Raw genomic sequence first — 19,218 nt, forward strand, 5'->3', positions numbered from 1 at the left:
AAATTCATTATGAGAAAAGTAATTTTTATGTTTTCATTGGCTGCATTGACATTAACATCGTGTGGAACCAAAAAGAAATTAGCTGAATTAGAGCAAAAAAACAAAGAATGTCAGGATTTATTAAATTCTACAACAGTAAAATTAAATATGTGCTTAAGTGAAAGAGAAGCACTTGAAAAACAAAACGAATATTTAAAGAAAAACAATTCCGAGTTGATTAATAATGTTGGGAATATGACAACATTAACTCAACAAGGAGCTGCTAATATTGAAAAAGCATTAGAGTCTATTAAAGAAAAAGATTTGAAAATTTCTAGAATGCAAGATGCTTTAACTAAAAAAGATAGTGTTACGCTAGCATTGGTAACAAGTTTAAAAAGTTCGGTTGGGATTTCAGATCCAGATATTGAAGTTAATGTAGAAAAAGGAGTAGTTTTTATTTCTATTGCTGATAAATTACTTTTCAAAAGCGGAAGTTATGTAGTAAGTGACAGAGCTAAAGAAGTTTTGGCAAAAGTTGCAAAAGTAGTTAACGACAAACCTACATTTGAATGTATGGTAGAAGGTCATACTGATAGCGTTCCATTTACAGGTAATGCTGTTTTGTTAGACAACTGGGATTTAAGTGTAAAACGTTCAACTGCAATTGTTAGAGTTTTAACTAAAGATTTAGGTGTAAAACCTTCTCAATTAATAGCTGCTGGACGTGGAGAATATGTGCCATTAGTGGATAACAAAACTGCTGAAAACAGAGCTACCAACAGAAGAACTAGAATCGTTGTTTTACCAAAAATTGACGAATTCTACGAAATGATTGAAAAAGAAATGAAGAAACAGTAAATTGAAGTACGAAGTTAGAAGTACGAAATAAGAAGTACAAAGTACGAAATTTGAATATAATAAAACGCCTTGAGAAATATCTAGGCGTTTTTTATTTTATACCATAATTCAACGGAACCATATCGGCAACTTTCAACTGTGCTATATATCCAGAGAAAATCATGTTTTCTATATTGGAATTATTACCAAATTGATCTACAAAAAAAGTATCGGTTTCAAATATTATTTTTGATTGCTGTTTCTTTTTGTATAGCAAATTGAATTCGGCAACAAACTTTTTCCCTACTAAGGATTTATTTTGTTTAGTGACGAAAACTTGCTTAGTTTCAGATTCTCCAGTTATCTTAAAATAATCATTTGGATTTTCTTGAAAACTACCTACAAACAGAAGAAAATTGTCTTTGTCCCAAATATTATTTACTAAATTTCTAAAGAATTGTAATTGTGAACCTTCATAACATTTTTGGCGTTGCTTTAGTATTTTAGGATTAGTCTCTATTTCTTCATATCGAGATAATCCTAAATAAAAACTTCTATAAACATCTGACGAACTTATACTTGTGGAAAAAAACTTAACTTCAAAATCAACCAATTCATAGTTTATTTTGTAACCTAAAAGTGCATTATTGATTATTAAAGGTTTGTCTGAATATGCTTTGAAAGTATTTGTCGTTTCATCATAATCAAAATATAAATCGTCTTCATTTTCAATTTTGGCTTTTCTTCCAACAGCTGTTTGTCCTAAAAATTGTTCGCGAAATAATTGTAATTTTTGCTTTCTTGAAAAGCGATCTTTTTTTAAAACAACTTCATTCAAAATGTTAACCGCTTCTTTTAGAACTATATTAAGTTCTTTACCATTATCATGGTCTTTGATATATTGTGTTTGATATCCGATAAAACTAACGGCTAAAATACTATTGATTTTACCTCCATATTGCAATTGAAATGCTCCATCTTTATCTGCAATTGTTGCAATTGAAGTTCCATCAAAATAAATGTTTGCACCTGGCAAAGGTTGATTTTTTTCATCAACAATTTTACCTTTTACAACTTGGGCAAAAGAAATTGAAGAAAATAGGATAAATAGAGAAAAAAGTTTGACCAAATTCATAACTACAAAATATCTAAACTTCCTTTTCCTTCACGAATTACTTCTGGCTCATATCCTGATAAATCGATTATTGTTGATGGAATATTATAACCATAACCTCCATCAATTACAACATCAACAATATTTTGCCATTTTTCAAAAATCAATTCAGGATCTGTAGAATATTCCAATACTTCATCTTCGTCGTATATAGAAGTTGAAATAATAGGATTCCCTAATTCTTTTACAATAGCTCTGATGATATTATTGTCAGGAACACGAATTCCAACCGTTTTTTTATTCTTGAATACTTTGGGCAAATCATTATTTCCTGGCAAAATAAAAGTATAAGGTCCAGGTAAAGCTCGTTTAAGTAATTTAAAAGTTGAAGTGTCAATTTGTTTAACATAGTCAGAAATATGACTTAAATCGTAACAAATGAAAGACAGATTGGCTTTTTCAAGTTTGATTCCTTTAATCTTTGCAACTTTTTCTAAAGCTTTTAAATTGGTAATATCACAACCTAATCCATAGACTGTATCAGTTGGATAAATTATTAAACCTCCATTTTTTAAAACATCAACTACTTTTTTGATAGCTGATTCGTTGGGCTTATCGTCGTATATTTTTATAAATTGTGACATAAAATTAAGGAATATATAAAGGTAAAGATACCACAAAAAACGTTAAGGTGAATTAGAATTTGATAGTTCTTTAATATCCCAAGTTTCTAAAATATAATAATTCCAAATTCCTTTTTTTACTTCAACACTAACTTGAAAATCATCTGGATTTTTATCTAAGTAAGGTTTGATATCTTCATAACTAACTCTTATCCTCTCTTTTTTACCTTTGAAAATAAATCTAATTAAATTAGAACCACTTCTTCCTGTTGAATGATGAAAATCATAAACTTTTAAAGTGTAAGTTTCGATTACATTTTTATTTGATTCAATTTTATTGATACCATCCCAAATTATATTGGAAGGAATCCAAAAAAGCATTACTGATATCATAAAATGCATCAAAAATAAAAATGGAAAATAAATTATTTTATGAAAAATATTTTTTTCCTTTCTTATGGTAGGCAGAATATCGTTCCAGTCAATTGAAAATATATTAAATTTTACTATTAAAAATAATCCGATAACTACTGGTATCCAAAAAACAAATAAATCATATCGATTATCACTACCTATATACTCAGATTCGAAGAAATAATAATGTATTACACCAATTATAAGAATAGCTATTAGAAATTTATATTGAATCTCTTCTCGCTTTTTTTCTCTAGTTTTATTAATTTTAGATTTACTTTTTGTAATTTTCATTTTTGTGTTACCCAATTACATCCAACTTTGCAAAGCGCAACAACAACTTTTTAATTCCGCCAACATCAAATCGGATTTCAGCTTTTTTATCAGCTCCTACTCCTTCTAGATTGATTACTTCACCTTTACCAAAACGTTCATGCATAACAACATTTCCTATAGTAAGCTTATTGTCAAACAAATTGGAATTGGAATTACTCGGAGCATTATTTGAGACAGGTTTCAATTTGCGAATATTTGCAGAAGAAACTGGTTCGTCACCATATTTTTTTGGCGGAGTTCCTGTTACTGGTTTTGACAAACGTAATTTAGATTTATCAATGTCACCAAAAATATCAATATCCATCATTGGTTTATATCGATATCCTCCATTATCAGATGGATTTATGTATTCTAAATATTCCTCTTTAATTTCTTCTATAAAACGAGATGGCTCACTGTCTGTAAGTTTTCCCCAACGATAACGCGATTGCGCATAAGTAAGATACGCTTGATGTTCTGCACGAGTCAATGCAACATAAAACAAACGGCGTTCTTCTTCAAGTTCACTTCTAGTATTCAAACTCATTGCACTTGGGAACAAATCTTCTTCCATTCCAACCACAAAAACATAAGGAAATTCTAAACCTTTGGCTAAGTGAATGGTCATAAGCGCTACCCTATCATCATCACCAGTATCATTATCTAAATCAGTTGCTAATGCAACATCTTCAAGAAATTCAGATAATGCACCTCTTGCACCATCTATCTCTTTTTGTCCTTCTATAAAATCTTTGATACCACCCATTAAAACCTCTATATTTTCAATACGTGCAATTCCTTCTGGAGTACCATCTTTTTTTAATTCTTGAACTAATCCAGTTTTTTTGGTAACGTGATCGGTTAAATAAAAAGCATCCTGATTTTCATTAATAACTTGAAAACTTTTTATCATGGTAACAAAATCTTGAAGCTTTGCTTTTGTTCCAGAATTTAATTTCAAATCAATTTTATCAATGTGTTCCATGACTTCAAAAATGGAACGCTTATAATGATTGGCAGCAACCGTCAGTTTTTCAACAGTTGTATCTCCGATTCCTCTTGCAGGATAATTAATAACTCTAATTAAAGCTTCTTCATCTTTTGGATTAATAACCAACCTCAAATAACACAAAACATCTTTAATTTCTTTTCTTTGATAGAAAGACAATCCACCATAAATTCTGTAAGGAATATCTCTTTTTCTTAAAGCATCCTCCATAGAACGCGATTGCGCATTGGTTCTGTACAAAATAGCAAATTGACCATTTAGCATTTGGTTTCGCATTTTTTGTTCAAATATTTCACCAGCTACAAAACGTCCTTCTTCACCATCGGTAACGCTTCTATGAACTTTTATTTTTGGTCCGAAATCATTCGCTGTCCAAACAATTTTATCTAATTTGGTTTTATTCTTATCAATTATAGAATTGGCAGCTTCCACAATATTCTTGGAAGAACGATAATTTTGTTCCAATCTATAAGTCTGAACATTATCATAATCTTTTTGAAAATTCAAGATATTATTAATGTTAGCACCACGAAAAGCATATATACTTTGAGCATCATCACCAACAACGCATATATTTTGAAACCTATCAGATAAAGCCCTTACAATCAAATACTGTGAATGATTTGTATCTTGATACTCATCTACCATTATATATCTAAATCTATCTTGATATTTAGCTAAAACATCTGGAAAGCGATTTAATAATTCGTTGGTTTTTAATAATAAATCATCAAAATCCATGGCTCCTGCTTTGAAACATCTATCAACATAATTGGCATAAACTTCACCCAAACGAGGTTTTTTAGACATCGCATCTTGCTCTTGAAGCTCCGGATTATTTAGATAAGCTTTTACTGTAATTAATGAATTTTTATAAGATGAAATTCTGCTTAAAACTTGTTTTGGTTTGTATACATCTTTATCTAATTGCATTTCTTTGATAATTGAAGAAATCAATCGAACAGAATCTTGAGTATCATAAATTGTAAAATTGGAAGGAAAACCCAATTTATCGGCTTCACTTCTAAGAATTCTTGCAAAAACGGAATGAAAAGTTCCCATCCAAAGGTTTTTAGCTTCATTGGTTCCTACAATATCAGCGATACGCTTTTTCATTTCTCGAGCTGCTTTATTGGTAAAAGTCAAAGCTAAGATGTTGAAAGCGTCAACTCCTAAACTCATAAGATAGGCAATTCGCATAGTAAGTACACGCGTTTTACCAGAACCAGCACCAGCAATAATAATCATTGGACCATCTTTCTGTAAAACTGGTTGTTGTTGTGCTTCGTTTAGTTGGCTGATATATTTCTGCATCATAAGAATTCGTTCTGTATAATTTTGAGAATTACAAAAATAGGTTTACTAACTATTAATAACAATATTTTAAAGCTTGATTTATTAACTATTTTTTGCATCCAACTTAAAAATTGTTTTTCTTTGTATACAAACTAATTTTCAAACACATGAAATCAAAAATTTTGTTATTCAGTACTGCTTTAGTTCTGTTTTTTGGATGTTCTTCTCCTTCTAAAAATCTCAAAACATCTTATAGTGAAATTAACAATGAAGGAATGATTGTAGGAACAATTTGCATTGAAAATAAAACTTATAGCGGATATACTTTTGTTTACACAGATGATTTACCAGCTGTTGCAGATTATGCCAACCAAAGTAATGAAATTACCTATAAAAATTCTAGTGGTGATTTTAGAGAAAAAGGAAAAACCTATTTTCTTTTTTCTATTGTAAAACCTGAAGGGAAATACAAGTTTGCAAAAATCAAAATTTATGACAATACTCGTGAAAGACAATCTGAATTTGTAATTCCATTGAATCATAAATTTGTTGTTGAAAAAGGAAAGACAACGTATTATGGACAATTAACCATAAATACTCAAGAAAAAAAATATACTGTAGAAAACAATTTGGATCGAGATAAAGAATGGTTCAAGAAAAAAGCACCTCAAATACAATTTTAAACAATTATGAATACAGATAAAATTATCGAATTAGCCTTTTATACATTACCAGCTTTAATTACTGGTGGAGTTGCCTACTATTCTTTTCAAACATTTTCAAATAGTGAAGAGAAAAGAAGGAGATTTCATTTACTTAAAGAAAATCAGAAACAATCTTTGCCATTAAAACTACAAGCTTATGAACGATTAGCATTATTATTGGAACGCATTAATCCTTCTAAATTATTGATAAGAGTTGCTCCATTAAATGATAACAAAAGTGATTATCAAAATTTATTGATTCATCATATTGAACAAGAATTTGAACACAATTTGACGCAACAAATATATGTAACCGATGAATGTTGGACAATGATTGTAACTGCAAAAAACACAGTAATTCAAAACATAAGAAAAACTACAATGAATCCTGAAGTGGCTAATGCTGATAAACTAAGAGAAACAATATTAAGTAATCTTTTTGAAAGTGGAGAGTCTGCTACTAATGTTGCATTAAGTTATTTGAAAACTGAAGTTAAAGATTTTTTATAAAAAATTATTAGATACAAAAAAGCCGTTTCAAAATTGAAACGGCTTTTTCATTATATATTTTTGATATAATTATTGTTTATTAGCAACCGGAATTACAACATAAACAGTTCTAACCATTTCGTTTGAAGCTGGTAAAACTTGAGTATTTATTAATAAACCATCTGCAGTGAAAGCTCTGAAAGTTAAAGGTTCATTTCTTGGAACACCAGCACTCAAAGTTCCATTTGGACCAGTTGTTCCTAAGTTCATTAATACGTCTCCTGTACTTCCATTTTGTCTTGAAATTGTAACTCTAACACCATTTACTGGAGTACCATCAAAATTTGTTACAACTACATTCAAAGTAGCAACTACATAAGCGTAATCGTTATTCCACCATGTAAAGTGAGAAACATTCCCGATGTATCTGTTACCAATTTTTCTAGAGAAACCTTCTTCTTTCCAAAGACCTGTAGCTTCATCAAAATGCCATAATGGAATTGTAGCTGGTGCAGTATCTAATTGGTTAGTAGCAATTGGCATAGAAATATTAGCTGTATGACCAGTAGCTATTTGTAATTTTTCGTCATTATCACCATATAATTCAACATTCACCATTCCGTAAGTTTCCATACCAGAAATAGAACCATCTTCTCTTGTTCCAATTAAGTTACCAGGCATTTTATCAAATACATAAGGATCTCTTGAATCTAAGAAATGCATAGAAACTTTAACATTCCCATTGTATGGTTGACCATTTTCTAACATAAAAGCTCCGTCAAAAGTAACTCTTGTAGTACTTGGTAAACTAACTACTGATGTTTGACCTGAAGGAATTGTTGCAATAACGTTTCTTTCTAACATCATGATTGTTACATTGTTTACTCCTTCATGTGGGAAAACCATTCTTGAACCATTAATGAAACCTGGTTTAGATGTAGTCATGTATGCAAATCTTTCTTTAACAGCAACATTAGATAAAGTAAATGTTCCATCAGCAGCAGTTGTAATTGTTTGACCACTCATTTCAACTGTTACACCTGCAATTGGTTGATTGTTTTCATCAACAATTTTACCTGCAAAATCACTTGTTTTATTATTTCCAAAATTGAATGAATAAGTTTCAGGAGTTTCATCACTACTATTACAATTTGTAAACACTAATGTTAAAAGAGCAACTCCTAATACTAAAAGTTTGTTTGTTTTCATATTTCTTGATTAAAGTTTATTATAAGGGTTAATAATTCACTTGGCAAATGAAATGAGTTAAATCCTATATTAAAAAAAAAATCGTTATGAATCATTGAAAATCGATAAACTACACTTTTGGATAACTAAACAAACATTAAAGTGATAAAAAGCTTATTAGAAATGTAGAAATTATACTACATTAATATTTTATATACCAAATATTAAATTCCTAAAAGCTTATTTAGTTGATTTTGTTCATCTACTGACAATTCAGGAAGTAATTTTTTGAATTGATTCAAATATCTTTCGTCTTTTATTAAATTTCTAATTTTATCACGACCATATTTAGTAAATTGCCATTTGTGGTGAATTGTAGCATTAACTAAATTTTTAAGAACTTCTTTATTTTCTGTATAATTAGATAGTAAACTCTCAAAAGCGTTTTGACGAATAGAACTTTCATAACTTGGTGAAGTGTATCTAACTAATTCACTTAAAGCTTTTAAAGCATTAATTGATGCCATTTTATCATCTAGTTCGTGAACATCAGCATAATTCATACACGCATTTAAGTATAATATTCTTAATTCTTTATCGTTTCTGCCTTCCCAATTTTTGGCTATTTCTAAATATTTAGATTGCTCATTTGGGAAATTTTTCCATAATGATATAAAGGCTGCCTGATTTGTTTCGTATGATTTATCGTTTAATAGCGTTTCAAATTCCGACTTAAAAGACTCAGGAATTTTTTCAATTGATTGTGCTACGAACCTTCTAACAGCAATATCGTTAGATTTCATTGCCAAATCATACAATTCAGAAACTTTTTCAAAAGGCTCGTTTCTAATTTGATAAACCGCTTCAACTTTTAATGCAGAATAACTATCGGAAGTTAAAATTACTTTTAACAAATTATATTTGTCTTCCAACTTAGATTTCCTTTCATACTGTAATTTCAGTAAATCACGCATGAACCCATTTTTTTTCAAAAGAAAATTAATATCATTTGCAGGATATTTATAATCCTCCAACCAAACTTTCTTAAATTTTTCGGTATCAAAATCAGATACTTTTCTAATTTCGGCTAGAAAATCATCGGTTTCAACATTTTTATATTGGTATTTCTTTAAATAACTTTTTACAGCTTTTCTAAACTTCTTTTCTCCAATAGATTCTCTTATAAAATGTAAAGCCCATGCACCTTTTTGATAAAAACTTAATGAACTAGCCTTTTCATTCATTATTGGAATTGTATCGGTTTTAGCTGCAACTTTTAATCGATTTGCGTAACTAAATAATTGGTTATAAAAATAATCATCTCCAAAAACTTCTCGCTCTGCAAGCGAAGCATAATAAGTAGCAAATCCTTCTTGAAGCCAATGATGTTTTCCTGATTTTGCTGTTACCAAATCGCCAAACCATTGATGTGCCAACTCATGAGCATTGACATTCAAATAATTTCTATCATTAAATCCGCTTTCATCTACTACATAATCTTGTGAGAAAATCGTCGCTGAAGTATTTTCCATTCCAGCATAAAGAAAATCCTCAACTGGAACTTGACGATAGACTTTCCATGGATACTTCACTCCTATTTCTTTTTCAAGAAAATCAAAAATGGTTTTCGAATCTTTATAAGTATATTGGTATTTATCTTCATCAATAGGTTTGTAATAGTTTTCTAATGGAATACCACTTTGAGAAGTTTCTGTTTTATAAAGAAAATCTCCAATCGCCAACATCACTAAATAGGATGACATTGGTTTTTGCATTTTATAATACCATATTTTAGTAGTTGCAGTTAATGGTGGATAATTACCAGTAGATTCTAAAATACCATTTGAAATAGATGCAAAATTTTTATCGAAATCAACTGCAATATTGAAAATTACTTTTTCATTTACATCATCAAAACTTGGCAACCAATGACTTGTATATTTTCCTTGACCTTGCGTCCAAATTTGTTGTCCGTCGCCAATTCCTGTAAAATAGATGGTTTGTTTTGGTGTTACTTTGTAAGTGAATGACACTTTATTTTTACCTTTCTTAAATCCTTCAAACAGGATTAATTCTTTCTTGTTGTTTATATAATTTGACGATTTTCCATTTATTAAAACATTGCTAAAATCCATATTTTTCGCATCAATTCTAATTGAATCAATCTCTGAAAGAACTTTAAATTCATAAGAAACAGTTCCATCAACTGATTTTAAATCAAAGTTCGGGCTTATAAATGCATCACATTTTATAAAATCAACTTTTGTAGTTTGCTGACCAAAAGATAAAATTGAAAAGAAAAAAAGAATTAAATATTTCATAGCATTATTATTGAAATACAAATATACAGAGTTTTCAAATCATACATTTTCAATTTATCTAATAAAAATCTATCTTCGCATAAATCTAAAAATCTAAGAAGTCTAAAAATCTAAATGTCTAATAATCCATTACAAATTCCTATCGAATATCTAAAAGGTATTGGTCCTTCTCGCGGCGAATTGCTTCGAAAAGAACTCAATATCCATCGCTATGGAGATTTAATGAATTTATTTCCAAATAGATACATTGACCGAACGCGTTATTACAAAATCAATCAATTGCAAGGAACAACTGCTGAAGTTCAAATTATTGGCAAAATAATTCATTTAAAAACGGTTGAATTTGGTAAAAATCAAAAACGACTAGTTGCAACATTTACTGATGAAACTGGTCAAATGGATTTAACATGGTTTCAAGGTGTAAAATGGATTCGTGAAAGCATAAAACTCAACGAAACCTATGTCATTTTTGGAAAAATAGCCGATTTTAAAGGACAATTCTCAATGGCGCATCCAGAAATGGAATTGTTGGCTGAACATAAAGCAAGTTTAAGAAGTGCCATGCAACCGGTTTATCCAAGTACCGAAAAACTAACGCAACGTGGCATTACCAATAGAGTTGTAAATAAAGCCATGCAACAACTTTTTATTGAAACCAAAGCCCAATTTATAGAAACATTACCTAGCAATATTTTAGAAAACTTGAAATTGATATCTAAAAATGAGGCGATGTTCAACATACATTTTCCGAAGAGTCAAGAACTTTTAGCGAAAGCACAATTTCGATTAAAATTTGAAGAATTATTTTTCATTCAATTGCAATTAATCACTAAAAACTTAATTAGAAAACACAAAATTAAAGGACATCCTTTTGATAAAGTTGGGACAAATTTTACAGATTTCTACAACAATCATTTACCATTTGAATTGACTAATGCTCAAAAAAGAGTGATTAAAGAAATTAGAAACGATATGGGAAGCAATGCCCAAATGAATCGTTTGCTTCAAGGTGATGTTGGTTCGGGCAAAACAATTGTGGCTTTGATGTGCATGCTTTTAGCAAAAGATAATGGTTTTCAAAGTTGCTTAATGGCACCAACAGAAATTCTTGCCAATCAACATTTTATTGGATTATCAGAATTGGCTAAAGACTTGAATATTAATATAAAAATACTAACTGGTTCAAGTAAAACTTCAGAAAGGAAAATCATTCATGAAGAACTTGAAAATGGTACTTTAGATATTATCATCGGAACACATGCTTTGCTTGAAGATAAAGTAAAATTTCATAATTTAGGATTGGCTGTAATCGACGAGCAACATCGTTTTGGTGTAGAGCAACGAAGTAAATTATGGAAGAAAAATGAAATTCCACCACACGTTTTGGTAATGACGGCTACTCCTATTCCGAGAACTTTAGCAATGAGTTTATATGGTGATTTGGATATTTCTGTAATTGATGAATTGCCTCCAGGAAGAAAACCAATTCAAACGGTGCATCGATTTGATTCCAACCGATTAAAAGTTTGGAAATTCTTGAAAGATGAAATCGCAAAAGGAAGACAAGTTTATATCGTTTATCCATTAATTAATGAAAGTTCTACACAAGATTATAAAGACTTGATGGATGGATACGAAAGTATTTCAAGAGATTTTCCTCTACCACAATATTCTATTTCAATAGTTCATGGGCAAATGAAACCTGCCGAAAAAGAATCTGAAATGCAACGATTTGTAGCCGGAAAAACCAATATTATGGTTGCAACAACGGTTATTGAAGTTGGTGTAAACGTTCCAAATGCAAGTGTTATGGTTATAGAAAGTGCAGAACGATTTGGATTATCTCAGTTGCATCAATTGCGAGGACGCGTTGGTCGTGGTGCCGATCAAAGTTATTGTATTTTGATGACAGGTTTCAAATTGAGTAACGATAGTAAAACTAGATTAGAAACCATGTGTAAAACCATCGACGGATTTGAAATAGCGGAAGTCGATTTGAAGCTTCGTGGTCCAGGAGATATTTTAGGAACGCAACAAAGTGGAATTTTAAACTTACAAATTGCCGATTTAGTTAAGGACAGAGATATTTTAATGGTTGCACGCGAATATGCAATAAAACTTCTAAAAGACGACGCATCAATGGAAAAACCGGAACATCAAAATCTTAGAACTATTTTTATAGAAATGAGTGCGAAGAAAAATATTTGGAATTATATAAGTTAGTTTTTCAGATTGCAGATTTCAGATAACAGTTTTAAGTTGACATTTTGCAGATTTTAAATGCCTATAAAACAAATAAATACATAACTAAAACTTTTAAACTCTTAAACTTTTAAACTCTTAAACATATAAACTTTTAAACTATACAATGGTACAATACAACCCAAAAGATTGGATTACATACATTTTCAAATTTCACAAATCGGATACATTTCGTAAATTATTACCTATGATGTTTTTCATTGGGTTTTATTCTTATGGAATTGCTTATTTAGAATTAGAATATTGGAAATTATCTGAAAAAAGCCATGTTAAGAATTTAACATTGATGCATACAACAGTAGGATTTGTTCTTTCATTATTGCTTGCCTATAGAACCAATACTGCCTACGATCGCTGGTGGGAAGGACGAAAACTTTGGGGTTCATTGGTTAATAATTCTAGGAATTTGGCTTTAAAACTTTCAGCTATTTTAAAAGAAGACAAAGACCGAAACTATTTTAAACGATTAATTCCGGCTTATGCTTCTATTTTACAAAAACATTTAAGTGATGAAGATACTGCCAAAGAATTATTTGAAGGTTTAGATTTACAAATTGATCATCATAAGCATTATCCAAATCAAGTAGCTAAAATGATTTTTAATAAAGTAAACGAACTATATGCATCAGGAAAAATTACTGGTGACCAATTGATAATTTTGAATTCTGAATTACAATCTTTTACCGATGTTTGTGGTGCTTGTGAGCGAATAAAAAACACTCCTATACCTTATTCCTACAGCGCTTTTATCAAAAAATTTATTTTCTTTTTTGTCATGACCTTACCATTTGGATTCGTCTTTAGTCTTGGATATTATGTAATTCCTGTGGTGATTTTTATTTTCTATGTTTTAGCAAGTTTAGAATTAATAGCCGAAGAAATTGAAGATCCATTTGGAGGCGACGAAAATGATTTGCCAACTGCAAAAATTGCTTCAAATATTAAAAAACATGTTGAGGAATTGTTGTAAATCAATTGTTAGAGACTCATTTTATCCAAAAGTTAAATAAAAGTCAATAAAGCCTGATATTCTTTAGATAAAAAGTAATTTTGTTATTCTATATTTGTATAGACAAATAACACCCTTTATCACCTTTATCAAGAGATTTTATGAAAGTTAAAAACATAGCCATCGTTTTATTTATTATATTAATTGGAGGATTAATAACTTATAGAATAACCAAAAACAGCAGCGAAACCGATAAAGGTAAAGGAAAAGGTGATAAAAAACCTCCTGTTTCAGTATCTGCTATAGTTGCTGAATCTAAAGATTTCTCAAATGCCTTAACACTTTCAGGCTCTATTGAAGCTAATGAGCAAATTGAAATAAGAAGCGAGGTTTCTGGAATTGTTGAGAATATTGCTTTTAAAGAAGGTTCAAACGTTAGTAAAGGCCAACTTTTATTCAAAGTTAATGATGTTGAATTAAGAGCACAATTAGCGCAAGCCAATACAAGACAAAATCTAGCTTCTGAAAATGAAAGACGTGCCAAATTATTACTTCAAAAAGAAGCCATAAGTCAAGAAGAATATGACATTGCAAGTGCCGATTTTAGAACGGCTCAATCTCAAACACAACTTATTCGTGCACAAATTGCAAAAACCTCTGTTAGAGCTCCGTTTTCTGGTAAAATTGGTTTGCGTTCCATTTCTCCAGGAACTTACATTACTCCTGCTACTCTAGTTGCGAAATTAGTTAGCACAAATCCATTAAAAATTACATTTTCAATTCCAGAAAAATATGCTTCAGAAATCAAAGTGAATTCTGAAATTAATTTTACTGTAAATGGTTTACCAGAAAAATATAGCGCAAAAATTTACGCTATTGAACCAGAAATAGAAACCACAACAAGAACTTTAAGCATAAGAGCAATTGCTCAAAACACAAACGGAAAACTTCTTCCTGGAACTTTTGCAAATGTAGAATTACCTTTAAATACCATTAAAGATGCCATAGTTGTTCCAACTGAAGCAATAATTCCTGTTCAAGACGGAAAGAAAGTTTTTATTGCCAACAATGGAAAAGCCAAAGAAATTATGGTAGAAACATTGACTAGAACGGATAAAGAAATTGTAATTACTTCTGGTTTGAAAGTTGGTGATACCGTTCTAACCTCTGGAGTAATGTCTCTAAAAGACGATGATGCGATAAAAGTTAAAACAAAAATTAAGAATTAGCCTATAATTTGAGTTCTAAAAAGTAATTCTTAATTCACAATTTAATCCTATGAGTTTATCAACGTTAAGTATAAAAAGACCTGTTTTTACAATTGTAGTTAATTTAACCATAATTTTGTTTGGAATAATTGGCTATAGCTATTTGGGTGTAAGAGAATTTCCTTCCATTGATCCTGCGCAAATTAATGTTAGAACAAATTATACTGGAGCCAATTCTGATATTATTGAATCTCAGATAACGGAACCGTTAGAAAAAGCTATTAATTCTATCGACGGAATTAGAAATATTACTTCCTCTAGTAATCAAGGTTCAAGTAATATTAACATCGAATTTAAACTGGAGAAAAACCTTGAAGAAGCTGCCAATGATGTTCGAGATAAAGTATCGCAAGCCATTCGAAGTTTACCACAAGATATTGATGCTCCACCAGTAGTTTCAAAAGCCGATGCCGATTCCGATCCTATTGTAACAATGACGGTTCAAAGTGAAACTAAAGATGCTTTACAACTTAGTGATTATGCAGAAAATGTAATTGCAGAACGATTACAAACAATTCCTGGAGTAAGTAGTGTTCAAATTTGGGGACAAAAACGATACTCGATGAGAATTTGGATTGATCCTATAAAATTGACTTCTTATGGTGTGACAGTTTCAGATGTCAGAAATGCTTTAAATAGTCAAAACGTTGAATTACCATCTGGAAAATTAACTGGTGCCAATACAGAATTAACCGTAAAAACTTTAGGAAATTTATCTACTGCCGAAGAATTTAATAATATCATAATAATTTCAGATAATTCTAGAGTGGTTCGTTTGAGCGATGTCGGAAAAGCTGAATTAGGTCCAGAAAACTTAGAAACTAGATTTACCGGTTCGGGAAAACCTATGGTTGGATTGGCTGTAATTCCGCAACCAGGAACGAATTATTTGGATATTGCCAATGAATTTTACAAAAAATACGACGTTTTAAAGAAAGAATTACCTTCCGATATTGAGCTTAATATTGCTTTAGACAACACTATTTTTATCAAAAAATCGGTTGTAGAAGTTGCTGAAACACTTTTGATTTCAATCATTCTCGTAATTTTAATCATCTTCTTATTCTTTAGAGATTGGTCCATTGCATTTCGACCTTTAATTGATATTCCAGTGTCATTGATTGCAACTTTTTTCATCATGTATTTATGTGGATTTTCGGTAAATGTTTTAACACTTCTCGCCATTGTATTAGCCACAGGATTAGTAGTTGACGACGGAATTGTTGTAACTGAAAACATATTCAAAAAAGTGGAAGAAGGAATGTCACCGATTGAAGCGGCAATTAAAGGTTCAAATGAGATTTTCTTTGCTGTAATTTCAATTTCAATAACATTAGCCGCTGTATTTTTACCTATCATATTTCTCGAAGGTTTCGTTGGACGATTGTTTAGAGAATTTGGTGTCGTAATTGGAGCTGCTGTATTGATTTCCGCATTTGTATCGTTGACATTAACACCAATGTTGAATGCTTATTTGATGAAAGGTGGCGAACAAAAGAAAACTCGTTTTTATGAATTTACGGAACCCTATTTTGTTAGTTTAAACAAAGGTTATGCCGAAGCTTTGACGAGTTTCATGAAGAAAAAATGGTTGAGTTTTCCAATTCTGATTATTTGTATTGGACTAATTGCCTTATTTTTCACAATAATTCCAAAAGAAACAGCACCTTATGATGATAGAAGTTTAGTAGTAGTAAGCGTTACTGCTCCAGAAGGTGCAACTTATGAATATACGGATAGATTCATGCAAGAATTATCACAATTAATTAATGATTCGGTGCCCGAAAAGAAAATTGCTTTAGTAATTACTGCTCCAGGATTTTTATCATCATCGGTTAATACTGGTCGAATTCGTTTAGCACTAAAAGAACCAGAAGATAGAGAAGCTTCACAAAAGGAAATTGCAGAACGTTTTACCAAATTAACTAAAAAATATTCTGAAGCTAAAACAAATGTTTCGGAACAACCTACGATTTCTGTAAACAGAAGAGCTGGTTTACCAATTCAATATATTATTCAAGCTCCAAATTTTGAAAAATTACGTGAAAAAATTCCGCAGTTCATGGATTTGGCCAATCAGAATGAGACATTTTCAACGGTTGATGTGAATTTGAAATTTAACAAACCCGAAATCAATGTTACTATCGACAGAGAAAAAGCAGAAAGTTTGGGGATTTCTGTATTAGATGTAGCTCAAACTTTACAATTATCACTTAGTGGACAACGTTTTGGTTACTTTATGAAAGATGGTAAACAATACCAAGTCATAGGACAATTTGAAGAAAAAGACCGCAACAAACCTTTAGATTTAACCTCAATGTTTGTAAAAAGTAAAAATGGAACTTTAATTCAAATGGATAATGTGGTAAAAGTGGAAGAACAAAGTAATCCACCGCAATTATTTCACAACAATAGATACATGTCAGCTACAATTTCGGCCGGATTAGCTCCAGGAAAAAGTATGGGCGATGGAATTGATACGATGAATGAAATTAAGGAAAAAGTTTTAGATGCATCCTTCACAACTGATTTAGGCGGTGAATCAAGAGATTTTGTTGAAAGTAGTTCGAATACTTTATTTGCTTTCGGATTAGCATTATTATTAATTTACTTAATTCTTGCAGCACAATTTGAAAGTTTCATTGATCCTTTTATCATCATTTTAACTGTTCCGATGGCTGTCGCTGGAGCACTATTCTCATTGTGGTTATTTGGTCAAACTTGGAATATTTTTAGTCAAATTGGAACTGTAATGTTAATTGGACTCGTCACGAAGAACGGAATTTTAATTGTCGAATTTGCCAATCAATTACGTGAACAAGGCAAAACAAAATTCGAAGCCATCATTGAAGCTTCAGAAGCGCGTTTGCGTCCAATTTTGATGACTAGTTTAGCTATTGCATTAGGAGCATTACCTATCGCAATGTCACTTGGAGCCGCTTCTACAAGTAGAATTGGTATGGGTGTTGTCATCGTTGGAGGAACCTTGTTTTCGCTAATTCTAACACTTTTCGTAATTCCTGCGATATATTTAATGTGGTCAAGAGCGAAAAAACACCGTCCTGAATTTGATAATTTAGACGCTCTTGAAAAATAAAATTTAAACCTATGAAAATTCGCTTTATATATATATCAATTCTGTTTTTATTTAGTTTTCAACTTCAAGCTCAAGAGATTTTGAAATTGGAAGACGCTGTTAAAATTGCTTTAGAAAATAATTATGATATTAAGATTGCTAAAAACAATTTGAAAATTGATGAAACAAATTCTACCTCTGGAAATGCCGGAATGTTTCCAACTCTTAGCGCAACTGTTGCTAATAATAATAGTATTTTAAACACTACTCAAACCCAAGCAAGCGGAGATAAAAGAACTCTTGATAATGCAATTAACATGAATCTAACCTATGGCGTTGGACTAGACTGGACCATTTTTGACGGAATGCGAATGTTTGCACGAAGAGAACAATTAAAAGTTTTACAAAAACAAGGCGAAGCCGAATTAAAACTTGCAATTATAACAAGAATAAGCGATGTCTATGCTACTTATTTTGATTTAGTTCAGCAACAGCAACAAATCAAAGCTTTAGATACTGCCATTGTAATTTCAAATCAACGATTAACAACAGCTCAAAATCGCTATTCTATTGGAAAAGCAGCCAAATTAGAAGTTTTAAATGCGCAAGTAGATTTAAATACCGATGTTAGCTCAAGGTTGAAACAATTAGAATTATATCAAAATTCTAAAATTAGATTGAATGAGATTTTAGCTAGAGACACAAAATTAGATTTTAAAGTAGAAGACAAAATTACAATCGATGCTTCACTAAAATATGATGAATTAAAATCACTTTCTGAAAAGCAAAATCCACAATTGCAAGCACAATTATTAGAAAAAAATAATGCCGAACTTCAATTGAAGCAAGTAAAAGCTGGAAGATATCCAACTGTTAGAATTAATTCTGGGTACAATTTTACTCGATCTGAGGCTTCTTTGGGATTCGTTACGCAATCTTCTGGTCGTGGATTTGTTTATGGGATAAATGCTTCAGTTCCAATATTTGATGGCTTTAATCAAAATCGAAATGAAAAAGTTGCTAAACTCCAAGTTGAAAATGTTGAAAACACTATTAATCAACAAAAAATTGCTTTAGAATCGCAACTTGGTATGGCTTATCAAAGCTACTTGACTAATTTAGAATTGACTAAAGTTGAAGAGAAAAATAGTGAAATAGCAAAACAAAATTTGGATATTACTTTGGCAAAATTTAAGATTGGCACCATCACTCCTATTGAATATCGTACAGCTCAATTGAATTATGTAAATGCATTAGTTCGTTACAGTAATGCACAATTTCAAACTAAACTTTTTGAAATAAGTCTAAAAGAACTTAGCGGTACACTAGGTTTTTAATACTTACAAGTTAACTCAAACTACTTAAATATAT

The 19,218-nt window shown here is 30.7% G+C and carries 14 protein-coding genes; 8 read left to right on the forward strand and 6 right to left on the reverse strand.

What is annotated here, in order from left to right; genetic code table 11:
• Nucleotides 1–9: 9 nt before the first annotated feature.
• Nucleotides 10–840: an OmpA/MotB family protein gene (locus tag ABD766_RS09575; protein WP_298308079.1), complete on the forward strand. Its 831-nt coding sequence runs from the start codon at nt 10–12 to the stop codon at nt 838–840.
• Between the two features lie 91 nt (nt 841–931).
• Here the strand turns inward: ABD766_RS09575 and ABD766_RS09580 are convergent, their stop codons facing one another.
• Genes ABD766_RS09580 through ABD766_RS09595 form a run of 4 tightly spaced genes read right to left on the reverse strand, consistent with a single transcriptional unit; the run spans nt 932 to nt 5,608 of the window.
• A complete protein-coding gene (locus ABD766_RS09580; protein WP_344816468.1) occupies nt 932–1,954 on the reverse strand; it encodes a carboxypeptidase-like regulatory domain-containing protein in 1,023 nt (340 codons plus the stop codon).
• A gap of 2 nt (nt 1,955–1,956) precedes the next feature.
• Nucleotides 1,957–2,577, reverse strand: coding sequence for an L-threonylcarbamoyladenylate synthase (locus tag ABD766_RS09585; protein ID WP_298308086.1), 621 nt, complete (start codon nt 2,575–2,577; stop codon nt 1,957–1,959).
• A gap of 42 nt (nt 2,578–2,619) precedes the next feature.
• Nucleotides 2,620–3,264, reverse strand: a complete 645-nt coding sequence (locus tag ABD766_RS09590; protein ID WP_344816470.1) for a hypothetical protein — start codon at nt 3,262–3,264, stop codon at nt 2,620–2,622.
• A 7-nt stretch (nt 3,265–3,271) separates the two neighbouring features.
• Nucleotides 3,272–5,608 carry an ATP-dependent helicase gene (locus tag ABD766_RS09595; protein ID WP_344816498.1) on the reverse strand — a complete coding sequence of 779 codons (2,337 nt, stop codon included), beginning with the start codon at nt 5,606–5,608 and terminating at the stop codon, nt 3,272–3,274.
• A 149-nt stretch (nt 5,609–5,757) separates the two neighbouring features.
• Between ABD766_RS09595 and ABD766_RS09600 the strand changes: the two genes are divergently transcribed.
• Both ABD766_RS09600 and ABD766_RS09605 read left to right on the forward strand, forming a co-directional pair.
• The gene (locus tag ABD766_RS09600) at nt 5,758–6,273 is read left to right on the forward strand and encodes a hypothetical protein (RefSeq protein WP_344816471.1); all 516 of its coding nucleotides are present in this window, start codon (nt 5,758–5,760) and stop codon (nt 6,271–6,273) included.
• A gap of 6 nt (nt 6,274–6,279) precedes the next feature.
• Nucleotides 6,280–6,804, forward strand: a complete 525-nt coding sequence (locus ABD766_RS09605; RefSeq protein WP_298308092.1) for a DUF7935 family protein — start codon at nt 6,280–6,282, stop codon at nt 6,802–6,804.
• A 69-nt stretch (nt 6,805–6,873) separates the two neighbouring features.
• Here the strand turns inward: ABD766_RS09605 and ABD766_RS09610 are convergent, their stop codons facing one another.
• Nucleotides 6,874–7,992 carry a carboxypeptidase-like regulatory domain-containing protein gene (locus ABD766_RS09610; RefSeq protein WP_344816472.1) on the reverse strand — a complete coding sequence of 373 codons (1,119 nt, stop codon included), beginning with the start codon at nt 7,990–7,992 and terminating at the stop codon, nt 6,874–6,876.
• 203 nt (nt 7,993–8,195) lie between these two features.
• Nucleotides 8,196–10,292: a M1 family metallopeptidase gene (locus tag ABD766_RS09615; protein ID WP_344816473.1), complete on the reverse strand. Its 2,097-nt coding sequence runs from the start codon at nt 10,290–10,292 to the stop codon at nt 8,196–8,198.
• A gap of 114 nt (nt 10,293–10,406) precedes the next feature.
• Here ABD766_RS09615 and recG point away from each other — a divergent pair, with 114 nt between their 5' ends.
• The 5 genes from recG to ABD766_RS09640 all read left to right on the forward strand — a co-directional run bounded on the left by recG (nt 10,407) and on the right by ABD766_RS09640 (nt 19,184).
• Nucleotides 10,407–12,515, forward strand: a complete 2,109-nt coding sequence (gene recG / locus ABD766_RS09620; protein ID WP_344816474.1) for an ATP-dependent DNA helicase RecG — start codon at nt 10,407–10,409, stop codon at nt 12,513–12,515.
• Nucleotides 12,516–12,660: 145 nt separating this feature from the next.
• Nucleotides 12,661–13,524: a bestrophin family protein gene (locus ABD766_RS09625; protein WP_344816475.1), complete on the forward strand. Its 864-nt coding sequence runs from the start codon at nt 12,661–12,663 to the stop codon at nt 13,522–13,524.
• A 140-nt stretch (nt 13,525–13,664) separates the two neighbouring features.
• A complete protein-coding gene (locus ABD766_RS09630; RefSeq protein ID WP_344816476.1) occupies nt 13,665–14,732 on the forward strand; it encodes an efflux RND transporter periplasmic adaptor subunit in 1,068 nt (355 codons plus the stop codon).
• A gap of 49 nt (nt 14,733–14,781) precedes the next feature.
• Entirely contained in the window at nt 14,782–17,868 is a 3,087-nt protein-coding gene (locus ABD766_RS09635) for an efflux RND transporter permease subunit (protein WP_344816477.1), read from the forward strand.
• Nucleotides 17,869–17,879: 11 nt separating this feature from the next.
• Nucleotides 17,880–19,184, forward strand: coding sequence for a TolC family protein (locus tag ABD766_RS09640; RefSeq protein WP_344816478.1), 1,305 nt, complete (start codon nt 17,880–17,882; stop codon nt 19,182–19,184).
• Nucleotides 19,185–19,218: the final 34 nt, after the last annotated feature.

It is taken from the genome of Flavobacterium cheonanense (genome assembly GCF_039539185.1).
Classification (GTDB): Bacteria; Bacteroidota; Bacteroidia; order Flavobacteriales; family Flavobacteriaceae; genus Flavobacterium; species Flavobacterium cheonanense.

Coding starts and splice junctions, on each gene's coding strand:
- ABD766_RS09575 (WP_298308079.1), top strand. CDS start 10: ATGAGAAAAGTAATTTTTATGTTTTCATTGGCTGCATTGACATTAACA.
- ABD766_RS09625 (WP_344816475.1), top strand. CDS start 12,661: ATGGTACAATACAACCCAAAAGATTGGATTACATACATTTTCAAATTT.
- ABD766_RS09610 (WP_344816472.1), bottom strand. CDS start 7,992: ATGAAAACAAACAAACTTTTAGTATTAGGAGTTGCTCTTTTAACATTA.
- ABD766_RS09605 (WP_298308092.1), top strand. CDS start 6,280: ATGAATACAGATAAAATTATCGAATTAGCCTTTTATACATTACCAGCT.
- ABD766_RS09630 (WP_344816476.1), top strand. CDS start 13,665: ATGAAAGTTAAAAACATAGCCATCGTTTTATTTATTATATTAATTGGA.
- ABD766_RS09600 (WP_344816471.1), top strand. CDS start 5,758: ATGAAATCAAAAATTTTGTTATTCAGTACTGCTTTAGTTCTGTTTTTT.
- ABD766_RS09590 (WP_344816470.1), bottom strand. CDS start 3,264: ATGAAAATTACAAAAAGTAAATCTAAAATTAATAAAACTAGAGAAAAA.
- ABD766_RS09635 (WP_344816477.1), top strand. CDS start 14,782: ATGAGTTTATCAACGTTAAGTATAAAAAGACCTGTTTTTACAATTGTA.
- ABD766_RS09615 (WP_344816473.1), bottom strand. CDS start 10,292: ATGAAATATTTAATTCTTTTTTTCTTTTCAATTTTATCTTTTGGTCAG.
- ABD766_RS09585 (WP_298308086.1), bottom strand. CDS start 2,577: ATGTCACAATTTATAAAAATATACGACGATAAGCCCAACGAATCAGCT.
- recG (WP_344816474.1), top strand. CDS start 10,407: ATGTCTAATAATCCATTACAAATTCCTATCGAATATCTAAAAGGTATT.
- ABD766_RS09580 (WP_344816468.1), bottom strand. CDS start 1,954: ATGAATTTGGTCAAACTTTTTTCTCTATTTATCCTATTTTCTTCAATT.
- ABD766_RS09595 (WP_344816498.1), bottom strand. CDS start 5,608: ATGCAGAAATATATCAGCCAACTAAACGAAGCACAACAACAACCAGTT.
- ABD766_RS09640 (WP_344816478.1), top strand. CDS start 17,880: ATGAAAATTCGCTTTATATATATATCAATTCTGTTTTTATTTAGTTTT.